This is a genomic window from Streptomyces sp. NPDC001617, assembly GCF_053596855.1.
Map to the genome: position 1 here is coordinate 12,195 of NZ_JBSFHA010000051.1, position 13,640 is coordinate 25,834.

A 13,640-nucleotide genomic window follows, 5' to 3' on the forward strand; every position below is an offset into this window, starting at 1 on the left:
CGTCAGACCAGGAAGAGAAGGGCAACACCATGAGCACGTCACCGGCCGCCGCACCCCTGGAAGTGAAGAAGCACCTCACCTCCTCGATCCTGCTGTGGGTGCGGACCGACCAGCCCCGCCAGACCGGCATGGACCACTGGAAGGGCCCGCACTCAGGGATCATCTCCGCCACCCCGGGCCTGGAGGAGTACCGGCAGATCCACCTCGCCGAGCACAACCCGGGCCGGTGGCCGGCCACCGACGGGGTCCAGACCGCGATCCCCGCAGACCGGAAGATCGACGGCGTCGCGGAAGTCACCTTCCCATCGGCGCTTGCACCCCTGAAAGGGCGCAAGCAGACGAAGCTGGCCTACGCCGACGAGATCAACGTGTTCCGCCGCACCCTGCTCTACGCCGGCCCGCCGAACTCCTCCCGCTGGTACGACGTCGCAGGCCCCGGACAGACGGTCGGTGCCCGCGCTCTCGTCTACCTGCGCCGCAGAGACGGCGTCGGCGCCGGCGCCTTCCGGAAGTTCGTCAACGAGCAGCTCGCTCCCGCGCTCGCCGGCACCGGAGTGCTGAAGGAACTGCGCACGCAGACGTTCCTGCCCTGGAGCGAAAGGCTCTGGGACACCCCGGACGTCGCCCACGACAACCCCCACGACCAGCGCTTCCACGCCTCGGTCAGCCTCGGGTTCACCGACACCGCGGCACGGGACGCCTTCTTCACCGGCAACGCGATCGAGGACCTGTCCGACCGGCTGGCACCGCAGGTCTCCGCGATCCACGCCTACGACGTCACCACCGCCCTCACCTACGTCAAGAACGGCGACATCCTCCCGCACTACGAGGAGTGAGCGGCGCGGGCTCCGCTCGGCAATGCATCCGCGCCACGCTTCCCGGCCCTCCTCGCGCCCCGCCGCCGTCTGACACCCATCGCCCATCACGTATTCGTATCCGGAGCCAGCCATGAGCGAGCCCAGCACCATCCACTACGAGCGCACCTCACCGCAGATCGCGAAGATCACCTTCGCTAACCCGCCCGTCAACCTCATCGTCGGCGAGACCGTCCTGCGCCTCATCGAAATCGTCGAGGAACTGGCCACCGACCCGGACATCCAGGTCGTGCTGTTCGACAGCGCCACCCCCGACTTCTTCTACAACCACTTCGACCTGGCCGCCGCCGCCGACTTCCCCGCCCCCGAGGACCCGGACGCGGTGCCGGCATGGACGAATCTGGTCCTGGAACTCTCCAGGGCGCCGTACATCACCATCGCGGTCATCCGGGGACGCACCCGCGGCGGCGGGAACGAGCTCGCCCTCGCCCTCGATCTGCGCTACGCCAGTCGTGAGAAGGCGATCTTCGGACAGCCCGAGGTCGGCGGCGGACTGCTGCCCGGTGGGGGCGGTACCGAACGCCTCCCTCGCGCCATCGGACGCGACCGCGCCCTGGAAGCCATCCTCACCAGCGACGACTACGACGCCGACACCGCCGAGCGTTGGGGCTGGGTCACCCGCGCCCTCCCCGACAGCGAACTCGACGCCTTCGTCGGTACCGTCGCCGCCCGGCTCGCCTCCTTCGACCGCACCTCACTCGCCTCGGCCAAAGCCCAGATCAACCGGGCATCCCTGCCCCCGGACGCGGACCTGGTCGCCGCGTACCACGAGTTCACCCACTCCCTCACCCTCCCCGGTTTCCTCACCCGCGCCGCCGGCATGCAGGCCGTCGCCGAACAGGCCGGCATTGACTTCGAATACCGTCTCGGGCACCACATCGGCGTCGCCAACCAGCGACGCTGACACCCGGCAGTAAGCGAGCACGTACGCAGCGGATGCCGCGGCCGTGCTCGTTCTGTCGCGAGTCCCACCTTGTTCGTCTTCGTACGCGTGCCCGGCGGGGGGGAACCATGGCGCGAAGCCCGGTCACCACCGAGGACCACCGACGGATCGGCGCCGCCGCGGACGCGGTGCGGTGTTCGACGTCGTCCGTACCCTGGTCGACCGGCGCCCCGGCATCGCCGGCGCATTCGAGCGCGTCGGCGCCCGCGTCGGGGCACGGGCCGACTGGCCAGGGCTCACCACCCAGTGGCGCGGCCCGTGCGCCGAGAGGGTTGCGGGTGGTGTCGGGGAAGTACCCTGGCGGTCGCTGGGCGAACTGCACCGGATGATGCTCGATGAAGCGCTCGCCGGGCATGGCCTGTCCGAGTCCGCGACGGTGCGCGCCTCCGCGATGCCGGCAAACCGTTCGAACCCCATGGATCACGCGCTCCCGACGTCAGGAGATCACATCGGGACCGAAGGACAAGTTCAGGCGTTCGTGCCGCGCAGGTCCGGGTAGAGCGCCTCGACCGGGCCGCTCAGAGCCGCCTTGACCCCCTGGGTCAACTCGTCGGCCAGGACCTCGTACTCGCCGGCCTCGACCGCGTCGTAGACCGTCGTCACCAGCTGCGTCGGCAGCATCTTGGGTCCGTCGGCGTGCGCGGCCATCCGGGTGTCGACGTAGCCCATGTGTACACCCGTCACGTGGACGCCCTTGGGTGCGAGCTCGATGCGCAGCGAGTTGGTGGCCGACCACAGTGCGGCCTTGGACGCGCTGTAGACGCCGCCGAAGGCGTACCAGCTGGCAACGGAGTGCACGTCGACGAGGATCGACCCTTGCTTGGCGGCGAGGATCGGTGCGAAGGCGCGGGCAAGGAGGACCGGTCCGAAGAAGTTTGTCTCCATGTTCGCCCGGATGTCCGCCTCGGAGACGTCCAGCAGACTCGCGCTCGGCGGTGTGGCGCCCGCGTTGTTGACGAGCACGGTGACGTCCGCCGCGGCGGAGACGGCCCCGTCGATCGACGCGCGGTCGGTGACGTCAAGCGCCAGGGGGACGATGCGCTCGTCGTCCCAGACGCGGGGGGAACGGGCGGTGGCGTAGACCTTGGCGGCGCCGCGAGCCAGGGCCTCGTGGACGAAGTGGGTGCCGATACCGCCATTGGCGCCGGTGACGAGGACGACTGCTTCGTCGAGGGAGGGCATGGGTGTTCCTTCGTTCTGAGGGGATGTGAAGTGCGTGGCTCTGCACGGATGCAGCAATGACTCCTCACCCTGTCGTGGGAGAATGAGCACAGCCGTATTCGAGCCCACGCGGTAGCGAGCGTAATCATAACTGACTGCAGTCAGAATCTATTCCCGGAGGACACCGCCATGTCTGTCGCCCCCCGGCCGGTCGGACGGCGCGAGCGGAACAAGCAGGAGAAATTCGACCGCATCGTCGCTGCCGCCACCGAGCTGTTCGCCGAACACGGCATCGATGAGGTCACGACCCAGCAGATCGCCGACAAGGCCGACATCGGCACCGGGACCCTGTTCCTTTACGCCAAGACCAAGGGCGAACTCCTCCTGCTCGTGCAGAACGCCAAGTACGCCGAAGCGCTCGAGCAGGGCCGGGCGGACGCCGAGACCGTCCCGGGCGTGCTGGACGCGGTGATGGCGATCGTCCGGCCGATCGTGGAGTGCAACCGCACCCAGATCGACAACGGACGTACCTACCTGCGAGAGATGGTCTTCGGCGACCCCGAGGAGCCCCGGCACGGCGCGGCACTCGCCATCGTCGCGCAGGCCGAGGAGGCCATCGCGGCCGCGCTGCGCCGAGACGAGCGGGTCACGGAGGGCGACGCCGCGACGCTGGCACACATCGTGTCCGCCGTGATGTTCCTCAGCACGGCGGCGAGCGTGAACATCGGCTTGAGCGTCGAGCAGATCGTGCAGGACATCCGGAGGCAGGTCGACGTCCTGCTGCCTCGCTGAAGCGCGGTCGGCCTCCGGCCCAGGCGAGCGCGAGCATCAGGGTGGTCTTCGGCTGCGGCATGGCTCTGATCCCGACCGCCGCGACCGGGCGGCGGCTGCGGTTCGAGCGGCGGGAGTCCACCGCACCTGAATCTCGTCGGCGTTCACTCCGGAAGCAGTTCGTCGGCCCGTTCGGCGACCTCTTGCCGAAGAGCGGCTCACAGGGCGCGTACGGCGGCGTGTGTCACCGCCTCGCGGCGGACGGCCAGGGTGATGGGGAGCCGGATGTCGATCTCGTCGGGGAGCAGTCGGCGCAGTTGCGTCCGCTGGGTCAGGAAGGCCGGCAAGGACCGCGCGCCGTGGTCGCCCGCAAGTCCGAGGCTGTCCGGGGCGGCCGGCGTGGGCCGTCCCGGACATGGCCGGCGCCAGCCGCACCGGGGGCGACTCGCCTCCGGCCCGGGCGCTGGAGGCAAGTGTCTGGCAGTGGCTGCGCGGTGTGATCACGGGCCGGTCCGATCGCGATCGTGGAGCACGGTCAGAGCGTCGCGAACCCCAGCACGAGCGGCGCCACGGCAACGAGCATGATGACGGTCGGGGTGCCGACTCCCTTCATGTCGCCTGCACGGAGGTGCGTGATCACGGCGCCCAGGAAATACAGGACGACCCCGATCGCCGCCGCGATGCCCAACGGCCGGTAGGCGATGCCGGCGAGCAGCCCCAGAGCGCCCGCGATCTTGACCAGGCCGAGCGGCAGGAACCAGCTGTCGGGCACCCCGACCGCCTTGAGCTGCTCTGTGACCTTCGGGTCGCGGGTGATGTCGGAACGGGCACTGGAGACCAGCAGCAGGGACAGCGCGACGGCGAGGACGACATAGGCGATGAACATGGAGAACTCCGGAGAGAGAGGGGGACAGTCGATCGGTCGAGGAATTCAGGGCGGCAGGCGATGAGCCGCGGTCATGTGAGTGCCTCGTGTCCCGGGCATCGCTGTGGGCGTGGGCGAGGTGACCAGGTGATGCCGGGTGGGAGCGGCCCAGTCGTTCCCACCGGTTCGGGATCGGGCGTTGTGGCGGTGGCGGTGTCACCGGTAAGCCGAAAGGCCCCGCACCGGGACCTCGGCGCAGCGCTGCCGACGGAAGGGCGGAGTCGGCCAGGCCTCGCTTCTGCGCCGGTGGCACTCAGGACGGGCGTAGCGGGAGGGAGTTGAAGGCGTGGTCCGTCCAGATGCGGAGGGTGGTTTCGGCCGGGTAGGGGGTACCGCCGGGATCGGTGTCGATGCGCTGGGTGAGACGCTGCTCGGTGTCGCACTCGGGCCGGCCGGGGTTGCCGGTGGTGGCGAAGGCCGCCCACGCGGAGCGCACCCACGGCGACAGGGCCACCACGTCCGCGGGTGGCTGCTCACCCGATCGGGAGAGCGCTGAGGGCTGCGCTCAGGCTGCCGAAGACCAGTCCGAAGTCCAGCCCGGACAGGCGCCGAATGCGCCGCTCATCGCTGGGGCCGGTCAGGTCAGTCGGTAGAGGTAGGACCGGCGGTCCGGCTGGGCGGCGCGTTCGGCCAGGTGCAGGCTGGGCACGCGCCTCCCCGGGTGGGATGGGTCACGAATGCGGAGGCCAAGCGAGCGGTCGTGCTGCTCGGCATCCAGCAGTGCCAGGGCGTTGTGGATGCCCTCTTCGAGGAGTTGGTCGGCGAGTTGCCGGTCGGTCAGGGCACGGGAGAGTTGCAAGGTCCCGGCCATCATGCCGAGGAGGCTGAGTGACTTCAGACGCGCCGACGGTGGGTCATGGGGTGCCAGGCGGGCGGCGAAGCCGTCGATGAGGGTCAGTGCGCCGTCGGTGTACGCCTGCCTGGTGGGATCCGTGGAGCGTGCTATCTCGTCGAGCAGGGCGGCGTTGGGGCAGCCGTCCTCGACGCTGTCGCGCTGTTCGGTAGAGAAGTACCAGCGAATCATCTGTTCGAGTCCGGCGCGGCCGGGTGCCGCCTGCGTGACGATGTTCTCGTGCTGTGCGCGCATCTGGTCAGCGACCGCGGTGGCGATGAGTTCGTCCTTGGAGGCGAAGTAGGCGTAGAAGGTGCCGTTGGTCAGGCCGGCGCCCTTCATGAGCGTGGCCACTCCGGAGCCGTCGAAACCGTTGCGCTTGAGCCGGCGGCCGGCCGTCGTGATGATCCGCTGCCTTGTCTCCTGCTTGTGTTCTTTCGCGTACCGCACGATGTGTTCCTCCGTCGCAGCCCGGGCTTGCGCCCCGGCTGCCGCTGGTCGGGTCAGTGGGCCGCGCCTGCAAGGAGCGCGGGGAGGTTGATCCTGGCGGTCTGCAGTTTCGGGTCGTGGGGCTCGGGGACCCCGCCGTCGGTGATGTACAGCCGGTCGCCGCGAACCGCGGTGGCGGAGGGCGAGGCGAGACCGTCCGCACTGGTCAGGACGGGCTTGTAGGTGCCGTTCGGGTAGACCACCACGACCCTGTCCGGACCGTTCTGCGAGGAGGAGCCGTTCTGCGCGGCGAACACCACATCGGACCAGGGGGTCAGGAAGCTGAGGTCGTCGATGTTGGGCAGGCCGCCGGTGACCTGGCGGATGGGACCGGCCGTGCCGGTGCCGGTGATCGGTACCCGCAGCAGGGTGCCCTTGTTGAAGTTGCTGACCCACAGCGCGCCGTTGTGGAACCTGAGCCCGTTGGCGCCGATCGGCAGCGCTTCGGTCGGCACCGGCGCGAGAGCGTCGTCGGTCAGCCACGGGGTCACCGATCCGCCCGAGACCGGAACGGACCAGATGATGCCCTTCAGGCTGTCGGCGATGTAGAGGGTGCGTCCGGCCGAGTCGACGGCCAGCCCATTCGGGCCCGAGTCGGCGGGCAGAGCGGCGACACGCTGAGAGGAACCGTCCGCCAGCAGCTTGTACACGCCGTTCCTGGCCGCGTTGCCCGGGGCCCACAGCGCGTAGTAGACGGTGCCGTCACTGCCACGGGCGTTGCCGCTGATCGCCTCACCCACCTGCCCGGTGGCGAGCACCGTGCGCTGCCCGGACGCGGAGATACGCATCAGCTCCGGCCCATGGGTGCGCTGGCACACCGCGCAGCTGCCGAGCATGGAGAGGGTCACCGAGCCGTCGGGGTTGGCGGTGATGTTCTCGGGGATCTCGCCCCCGGCGTAGTCGAACGTCGCCACGGTCGTCACGTCGGTGACAACGGATCCGCGATACGAGGGTCCCGTCCCCGCGGACGCGGACGGCGCCGAGACCAGGACGGCCGCGGTCGCGGTGACCGCCAGCGCGATGCCGACGTTCTTCTTCAGAAAACGCCGTGTGCTCGATGCACTGCGCTGGGCCGTGTGCTGGCGTTGCCGCTGCATGACTCTCCTCGGTAATCAACGAGTGACTGATCGATGGACTTTCGAGGACATCGGTGATGGCAGTGATGTCGGGTACATCGGAGGCGTTCGGGCGCAATCGGCGCCCCTGAAGCCGGACCTGGATGCCATCGGAGCCTTTGACGCCGGGCCGGGGTGTCAGGTGGGCAGGTGGTTGTTCTTGCGGATCTGCTTGTCGAACGTTCCGGCGGGGACGAGGCGGCGAGCCGTGGTGACGCGTGCGGCCAGCGGTCCGGCGGTGTAACGCAGCTTCGGCTTCTTGTCGGTGGCCGCGGTGACGATCACCTTGGCGACGACGGCGGGGTCGTCGCCGTCCTTCATCGCATCCGCGATCATCTTGTCGAAGTCGCGCCGCCGCTCTGCGTACAGATGCAGCGGGGTGTCGGGCTGTGCGGCGTTGGTGTCGAAGCTGGTCTTGGTGTAGGCGGGCTGGACGAGGAGGACCCGCACACCGTGCTCGCGGACCTCGTGGTCCAGCGACTCGGAGTAGCCCTCGATCGCGTGCTTCGCGGCGACATAGAGGGCCATGAAGGGCTGGGGGGCGACCCCGAGGACGGACGAGATGTTGATGATGCGTCCGCCGCCCTGGGCGCGCATGTGCGGCAGGACGGCCTTCGTCATGCGGATGACGCCGAGGACGTTGATGTTCAGGACGTTCTGGGCCTGGGTGACGGAGTTCTCCTCGACGGCGCCCGCCGAGCCGATGCCCGCGTTGTTGACCAGGACGTCGATGCGTCCGTACCGGTCGATCACCTCTCCGACCGCGGCGGTGGCCGAGTCGTCACTGCCGACGTCGAGATCGAGGTACTTCACACCGGTGGGCGGGGTGAGTCCGGAGGTCCTGCGGCCGGTTCCGATCACCTCGAAACCCGCCGTGACGAAGGCGCGGGCCGTCTCCTTGCCGATCCCCGATGAGGCCCCTGTCACGAGCGCCACCGGCCGAGTTGTCGCCATGACAGACTCCCTTGAGTTTGAATTACGTTCGTATATCTTACGGTCGTACGACCATATGTCGGTCGTCGGTCTATGGCAAGGGGTCACGTCTGGCGATCTGGGAGAGGGTCCGGAAACGTGGGGAGTCGGTATTCACGGGCTCTCCTAACGTGCGCTGAGCGCCGACTTCATCAGGCGGTTGGCCGGTGTCTGGCCGTTCGGGAGAGACTCGAGGCGGGCGCCCGACCCAGGTGGGCCCTGGCTTCTTCGCCGGTGAGGGGCGAGTGCTCCGGCGGGCCTCGATGGCTGAGTATATAAATGTAAACTCAAACGCGGTTAGAATCGCTCCCATGGATGCGTGGACCGAAGTTCTCCAGGGCGCAGGCATGGACCCCCGACTCGACCGGGACACGTCCAACTGCTCGATCGCGCGAACTCTTGAGATCGTGGGCGAGAAGTGGACGATCCTGATCCTGCGTGAGGTGTGGTACGGCTCGTCCCGGTTCGGGGACTTCGAACGGGTCCTGGGCTGTCCTCGTAACCTGCTGGCGACGCGGCTTCGGATGCTGGTGGAGGAAGGGATCCTCGCGACCGAGACGTACAAGGAGCCCGGTTCGCGAAGTCGGCCGAAGTATGTGATCACCCCGAAGGGCATGGATCTGGTGCCCGCCGTGATGGGGCTGCTGCAGTGGGGTGACCGTTACCGCGCCGACCCGGAAGGGCCGGCGGTACTGGCTCGGCACCGCGAGTGCGGCGCGCACGTCGACGTCGGGATTCGCTGCGAACGAGGCCACCCTGTACAAGTGAAGGACATCGAGAGCATCCCCGGCCCGGCCTTTCGCATGAGGTCGTCCGAATGAGCTGAGGACTCCTCCGTCAGCTTTCCGTATGCCGGCCGCTCTGTCGTGTACGCGACTGATGGAGGCGGACCTTGGTGCGGTTTCCGCAGCGGGACATGGAGCACCAGCGGCGGTTGCGGGCCGGGGAGCGGTCCAGGAAGCGCAGTGCGCAGCGGTCCGCTTCGCAGACGCGTACGCGCCGGATCTCAGCGGACAAAAGCAACTCGACGGCGTCCTGGGCGATGAGCGCCGGCGCGAGCGTGGGGTCGGCGGCGAGCGTCGTCGTGCCGGCGGCCTCCAAGCCGTCGTCGGTGACGGCGAGTTGCAGGGCGGCTCTGGGGGCCGCCGCTGCCGATCGGTTGAGCAGCGTCACGTCGCCGGATGCGGGCAGTCGGCCGTCGGCGACCGCCAGTACGGCCCGGTCGACGCTCTCGCGCAGCCGTCGGGCGGACATGAGAACGGCTGCCGTGGCGGGATCCGTGGTCCCCGGTGCGAGCAAAAGAGCCTCGCGGAGCCAGCCCATCAGGTCTTCCGGCTCCCGGAGTGTCTCCTCCGGCGTGGTTCTCCACCGGCTTCGGAGGGTGTTGGCGAAGTCCAGGCAGACCCGTCCGGCCCCGGTGACAAGGGCGGTGCTGGTGGAGAGGTCCATGGAGAGTTTCCCGGTGGAGTGAGCCATTAAAGTATGAACGTAATTCTAAATGGGTGGAGTCGATGCGGGCAAGCGCTCTGCACTGAGAGCACTGAGACGGGCGCACCCCTGTCCCCTGGCCGCCGACCGTGCCCACGGCAAGGCGAAGGTGGGCTCAGAGGCTGGAGATCAACTTTCCGGCGTTCTGCGGTGAGGCCGGGGATGCCGAGTACACCGCGGTAGGCGCTGAGCGGCGCGGGATTCGGGTCCACCTTCTGAGCCCGCCGTGTCGAGGACCGCGTGGTCGCGCCGGCCGAGGACGTGCACCACGTGGTCGCCGGGAGCGTGCCCCTCTCCATGGGAGGCAGCGGGTCGGCGAGCGCGAACGTGAAGAAGACGGCGACCATGACCGCGGCGGCGGCGAAGACGACGCGACCGGAATGGGTGAGCGCGCCGACACCGTTCGAGCATCCGTGAACCTCAACCCAACCGGGTTGGAATCCCGCGCTTTCAAGAGGAGGGGACGTCAAGTTGATCAGGGCCGGGCCGGGGTCGAGAGGGCAGCGTGGCCGGCACGCAATGAGGTTTTGTCGATCTTACCGACGGCATTCTTCGGGATCGCTTCCACCACGAAGAACGCCGCCGGACGCTTGTATCCGGTGAGGCTGCGGGCGCAGAGGGCTTTCAGCGCCGCAGGATCGACGGTCGACCCCTGCCGAGGCTGGACGTAGGCGACCACCACCTCTCCCCACTTCTCATCGGGTACGCCGATCACCGCGGCTTCGAGCACCGACGGGTCGCCTGTGAGCACGTCCTCGATCTCCTTGGGGTAGATGTTCTCCCCACCTCGGATGATCATGTCCTTCGAGCGCCCGACCAGGGTCAGATAGCCGTCGGCGTCGAGATGGCCCACGTCGCCCGTGTGCAACCAGCCGTCGACGATGACCTCGGCCGTTTCGTCCGGACGGCCCAGATAGCCCCGCATGACATTGGCCCCCCTTACGACGACCTCACCGTCGCTGCCCGGCGCCACCTCGCTGCCGTCGGTGTCGACGATCCGGATCTCCTGGCCGGGGAAGGGAAGCCCCACGGTCCCGGCGCGTCGCGGACCTGCGACGGGGTTGATGGTGGAGCCGCAGGTTCCTTCGGACAGGCCGTACCCCTCGACGAGGGGGAACCCGTAGCGGGCCTCGAACCGGATCAGCAGCTCGGCGGAGGCTGGGGCGGCGCCGCAGACGCCGAAGCGCAGCGACGATGTGTCGGGCCGGACGTGGTCCGGAAGTGCCGCGAGCATGCTGTAGATCGTCGGCACCGCGCTGAAGAAGCTGGGGCGCTCCTGCTCGACGAGATCGAAGAAGGTACGGGGATCGAACCGGCCCGCGATGACGACGCTCGCGCCCACGAGCAACGGCAGAAGGACGCTGACCACGATGCCGTTGACGTGGAAGAGCGGCAGGACCAGCAGGCACCGGTCTGCCGGGCCGACCTCCAACGCCTGGCGTCCCATCTCCACCATGGCGTCGATGTTGGCGTGGTCGAGCATCACGCCCTTGGGCACCCCGGTCGTACCGCTGGTGTAGATGAGCAGGGCCAGCGTGGCCGGGTTCAGCAGCGGTGGCTGATCCGGCTCCACCGCTCCTTCGAACAGTTCGCCGACGGCGAGTACGGCAACACCGTGCGGCACCACTGCCGCACCGTGTTCGACCACCAGCAGGCGCGCACCAGAGTCCCGGAGCTGTCGCACCACTTCGACGTCGGTCATGCTCGGGTTGACCGGTGTGATGGTGGCGCCGAGCCGCCAGGCGGCGAACAGCAGGACCACGAACTCGACGCGGTTCGTCAGCTTGAGGGCGACGACGCCACCGGGACCGATTCCGTGGTCCTGGAGCTGACGCGCTGCTATTCGGACCCGGCTCAGCAGCTGCGTGTTGGTGAGGGACTGGTGCCCGTCGGAGACCGCGGCCCCATGGGGGTCGAGCTCGGCGCGGCGGTCGGGCAGAGAAGCGAAATTCATGGCAGGCGTACCTGTCTCGGTGTGATGCGATCCGGTCAGGGAGTCGACGCGGCGGGTGCCGGGTGCAGTTGGCGGGCGAGGAACTCGATCTGGTCGCGTACCAGTGCCTCGAAGGTCTTGCCGGTGTAGAAGTCGAAGTGGCCGGCGTCGTACCTCTTGATCTCTCCCCGGGGCGCGGTGCGCGCGTAGCGGAGGGTCTGGGCGGGAGGCGTGACGGAGTCGGTGTTGCTGACGCAGAAGAGGATCGGGATGGTGACCTTCTTCGCCGCACGCCCCGGCCGGTAGGCGGCGATGGTCGGGATCACCCGTGCCGCCACCTCGTTGCGGAACGTCTTCCCCGCCGGCTGCAGCGCCTGGTACCCGGGCAGGGCGTCCGGAGCGTTCATGAGGGCCGGCGAACCGGGGGCGGCGGCGATGGGGACCATCGCGGGCGCCCTGCCGCGGACCCTGGTCGCCAGATCCCGGGCGAGCACGGGGACCATCCTGAGTGGGGCGACCGGGCCCAGCGCGAGCGCGGAGGCGAGACCGTCGGTGAACGGGCACTGGGCCACGGCCGCGCGCAGTTCGGGATGGCGTGAGGCGACGGTGATGGCGTGGCCGCCGCCGAAGGAGCTGCCCCAGACCGCGACACGGGAGCGGTCGACGTCAGGGCGGGCCTTGACGTAGGCGAGGGCGGCGTCCCAGTCGGCGAGCTGACGCTTGATCGACAGGAGCTGGCGCGGGTGGCCGCCGCTGTCGCCGAAGTGCCGGTAGGTGAAGGCCACGGCGGCGATGCCGGCCTGGGCGAAACGCTCGGCGAAGGCGTCCAGGCGCATTTCACGGGTGGCGCCCAGGCCGTGCCCGAGGACGACGACGGGAGGGGAGGTGACGCCTGTGGGGAGGTAGAGCCACCCGGCGCATCTGCTGTCGCCGGAAGGAAACGTGATGTCGTGACGGGTGAAGGAGTGTGCGGTGGTCATCGTCGGCTCACCGCCGCGTCGTCTTCGTCGAGCGGCGCCCGGGAACGCTGCCCGAGGCGAGCGCCCGCGCGTAAGTGTCCGGCCGGTAGAGCGGGAGCTCGCCGGTGGCGTCCGTCGTCTCCATGTAGTCGAGCATCAGGTCCTGCCCCTCCTTCGACATGACCCTGGTGAAGAACTCGGCGCGTTCGACGTGCAGGCCGTCCTCCAGCGACATCGAGCCGCCGAAGTACACCGACCTCTTGGCGGCCGCGATCGAACCCTTCGACCGCTTGCCGAAGCGCTCCGCGAGTTCGATCGCCTGCGCGAGCACCTTGTGCTGCGGAAGGACCTGGTCGACCGCCCCATTCGCGAGAGCCTCCGCGGGCGTGAACGGCTTGCCTTCGAGGATCGCCGCCAGGGACCGGTGGGTGCCGATCAGGCGGGTCAGCCGCTGGGTGCCGCCTCCACCGGGGATGATGCCGAGGAGGATTTCCGGCTGGCCGATGAAGTAGTCCCCGTCGGCCATGACCCGCAGATCGCACGCCCAGGCGAACTCGGCGCCGAGGCCGAGAGCCGAACCGTTGAGGGCGGCGACGAAGAGGACACCGCTGGCGTTCATCCGGAGGAAGGTCGTGTGCAGACGCTCCAGCTGGAGGGCGCCCCGCATCGGGGTCCTGCGCATCACGGGCCCGAGGACACGTGACCGGTCCACGTGCTTCGCCGCGCGTACGACGGCGGCGGCACCGCGTCGGCCGACCGTAGGGCTCGCGGCGCCCTCTTCCTGCAGCCACCGGACCGCGGCATGGCTGACGAACCGCTCGGGATGCGCCCCCGTGAAGACGACGGCACGGACGCCCGGATCGCGGTCGGCCCGGGCTACCAGCCTGTCCAGCTGACGGGCGATATCGAGGCCGAACTCCTGGTGCGGGCCGCCGTCGACCCGGACGACCAGGACGGCCCCGCGATCTTCGATCTCCAGACGGCCCTTGTCTTTGTACGGCATGATTTCTGCTCCCGTGCTGAGTTCATGGGGGTGGGAAGTGGGTGGGGACAGCCGCGGGATGGGTGTCGCGGCGATGGGGTCGGGTTCGCGTCGGCGGGCTGGGCCCGCACCGGCGGCAGGAAACTGGACCAGCGCGTGATGACGCGTCAAAGGACGGACGCGTGTATCAGAGAC

The 13,640-nt window shown here is 68.9% G+C and carries 16 protein-coding genes and 1 pseudogene; 6 read left to right on the forward strand and 11 right to left on the reverse strand.

The window, feature by feature from the left end:
• Window positions 1-29 precede the first annotated feature (29 nt).
• The 3 genes from ACWC09_RS31940 (at window position 30) to ACWC09_RS31950 (ending at window position 2,317) form a co-directional block, all read left to right on the forward strand.
• Entirely contained in the window at window positions 30-836 is an 807-nt protein-coding gene (locus ACWC09_RS31940; protein ID WP_450854395.1) for a strictosidine synthase, read from the forward strand.
• 112 nt (window positions 837-948) lie between these two features.
• Window positions 949-1,779: an enoyl-CoA hydratase/isomerase family protein gene (locus tag ACWC09_RS31945; RefSeq protein WP_450854396.1), complete on the forward strand. Its 831-nt coding sequence runs from the start codon at window positions 949-951 to the stop codon at window positions 1,777-1,779.
• A gap of 172 nt (window positions 1,780-1,951) precedes the next feature.
• Window positions 1,952-2,317: a hypothetical protein gene (locus ACWC09_RS31950; protein WP_450854397.1), complete on the forward strand. Its 366-nt coding sequence runs from the start codon at window positions 1,952-1,954 to the stop codon at window positions 2,315-2,317.
• Here ACWC09_RS31950 and ACWC09_RS31955 read toward each other — a convergent pair.
• The gene (locus ACWC09_RS31955) at window positions 2,287-3,000 is read right to left on the reverse strand and encodes an SDR family oxidoreductase (protein WP_450854398.1); all 714 of its coding nucleotides are present in this window, start codon (window positions 2,998-3,000) and stop codon (window positions 2,287-2,289) included. The genes ACWC09_RS31950 and ACWC09_RS31955 overlap by 31 nt on opposite strands.
• A gap of 168 nt (window positions 3,001-3,168) precedes the next feature.
• Here ACWC09_RS31955 and ACWC09_RS31960 point away from each other — a divergent pair, with 168 nt between their 5' ends.
• Entirely contained in the window at window positions 3,169-3,771 is a 603-nt protein-coding gene (locus ACWC09_RS31960) for a TetR/AcrR family transcriptional regulator (RefSeq protein WP_450854399.1), read from the forward strand.
• A 197-nt stretch (window positions 3,772-3,968) separates the two neighbouring features.
• Here ACWC09_RS31960 and ACWC09_RS31965 read toward each other — a convergent pair whose 3' ends face one another.
• The 6 genes and pseudogenes from ACWC09_RS31965 to ACWC09_RS31990 all read right to left on the reverse strand — a co-directional run bounded on the left by ACWC09_RS31965 (window position 3,969) and on the right by ACWC09_RS31990 (window position 8,065).
• On the reverse strand, window positions 3,969-4,097 hold the full coding sequence (locus ACWC09_RS31965) for a hypothetical protein (protein WP_450854400.1): 129 nt from the start codon (window positions 4,095-4,097) through the stop codon (window positions 3,969-3,971).
• A 188-nt stretch (window positions 4,098-4,285) separates the two neighbouring features.
• A complete protein-coding gene (locus tag ACWC09_RS31970; protein WP_450854401.1) occupies window positions 4,286-4,636 on the reverse strand; it encodes a DoxX family protein in 351 nt (116 codons plus the stop codon).
• A gap of 292 nt (window positions 4,637-4,928) precedes the next feature.
• Window positions 4,929-5,132 carry a hypothetical protein gene (locus tag ACWC09_RS31975; protein WP_450854402.1) on the reverse strand — a complete coding sequence of 68 codons (204 nt, stop codon included), beginning with the start codon at window positions 5,130-5,132 and terminating at the stop codon, window positions 4,929-4,931.
• A 246-nt stretch (window positions 5,133-5,378) separates the two neighbouring features.
• Window positions 5,379-5,960, reverse strand: a pseudogene (locus ACWC09_RS31980) (TetR/AcrR family transcriptional regulator); the annotation flags it as partial.
• 50 nt (window positions 5,961-6,010) lie between these two features.
• Window positions 6,011-7,093: an SMP-30/gluconolactonase/LRE family protein gene (locus ACWC09_RS31985; RefSeq protein WP_450854403.1), complete on the reverse strand. Its 1,083-nt coding sequence runs from the start codon at window positions 7,091-7,093 to the stop codon at window positions 6,011-6,013.
• Between the two features lie 156 nt (window positions 7,094-7,249).
• The gene (locus tag ACWC09_RS31990; protein WP_450854404.1) at window positions 7,250-8,065 is read right to left on the reverse strand and encodes an oxidoreductase; all 816 of its coding nucleotides are present in this window, start codon (window positions 8,063-8,065) and stop codon (window positions 7,250-7,252) included.
• 329 nt (window positions 8,066-8,394) lie between these two features.
• Here ACWC09_RS31990 and ACWC09_RS31995 point away from each other — a divergent pair, with 329 nt between their 5' ends.
• Window positions 8,395-8,904, forward strand: a complete 510-nt coding sequence (locus ACWC09_RS31995; protein WP_450854405.1) for a winged helix-turn-helix transcriptional regulator — start codon at window positions 8,395-8,397, stop codon at window positions 8,902-8,904.
• 16 nt (window positions 8,905-8,920) lie between these two features.
• Here the strand turns inward: ACWC09_RS31995 and ACWC09_RS32000 are convergent, their stop codons facing one another.
• On the reverse strand, window positions 8,921-9,559 hold the full coding sequence (locus ACWC09_RS32000) for a CGNR zinc finger domain-containing protein (RefSeq protein ID WP_450854406.1): 639 nt from the start codon (window positions 9,557-9,559) through the stop codon (window positions 8,921-8,923).
• A gap of 252 nt (window positions 9,560-9,811) precedes the next feature.
• Between ACWC09_RS32000 and ACWC09_RS32005 the strand changes: the two genes are divergently transcribed.
• Window positions 9,812-9,988, forward strand: coding sequence for a hypothetical protein (locus tag ACWC09_RS32005; RefSeq protein WP_450854407.1), 177 nt, complete (start codon window positions 9,812-9,814; stop codon window positions 9,986-9,988).
• 58 nt (window positions 9,989-10,046) lie between these two features.
• On the opposite strand, the gene ACWC09_RS32010 is transcribed toward ACWC09_RS32005, so the two are convergent.
• Genes ACWC09_RS32010 through ACWC09_RS32020 form a run of 3 tightly spaced genes read right to left on the reverse strand, consistent with a single transcriptional unit; the run spans window position 10,047 to window position 13,466 of the window.
• On the reverse strand, window positions 10,047-11,525 hold the full coding sequence (locus ACWC09_RS32010; protein WP_450854408.1) for a class I adenylate-forming enzyme family protein: 1,479 nt from the start codon (window positions 11,523-11,525) through the stop codon (window positions 10,047-10,049).
• 35 nt (window positions 11,526-11,560) lie between these two features.
• Window positions 11,561-12,484, reverse strand: a complete 924-nt coding sequence (locus ACWC09_RS32015; protein ID WP_450854409.1) for an alpha/beta hydrolase — start codon at window positions 12,482-12,484, stop codon at window positions 11,561-11,563.
• Window positions 12,485-12,491: 7 nt separating this feature from the next.
• Window positions 12,492-13,466: an enoyl-CoA hydratase/isomerase family protein gene (locus ACWC09_RS32020; RefSeq protein WP_450854410.1), complete on the reverse strand. Its 975-nt coding sequence runs from the start codon at window positions 13,464-13,466 to the stop codon at window positions 12,492-12,494.
• Window positions 13,467-13,640 lie beyond the last annotated feature (174 nt).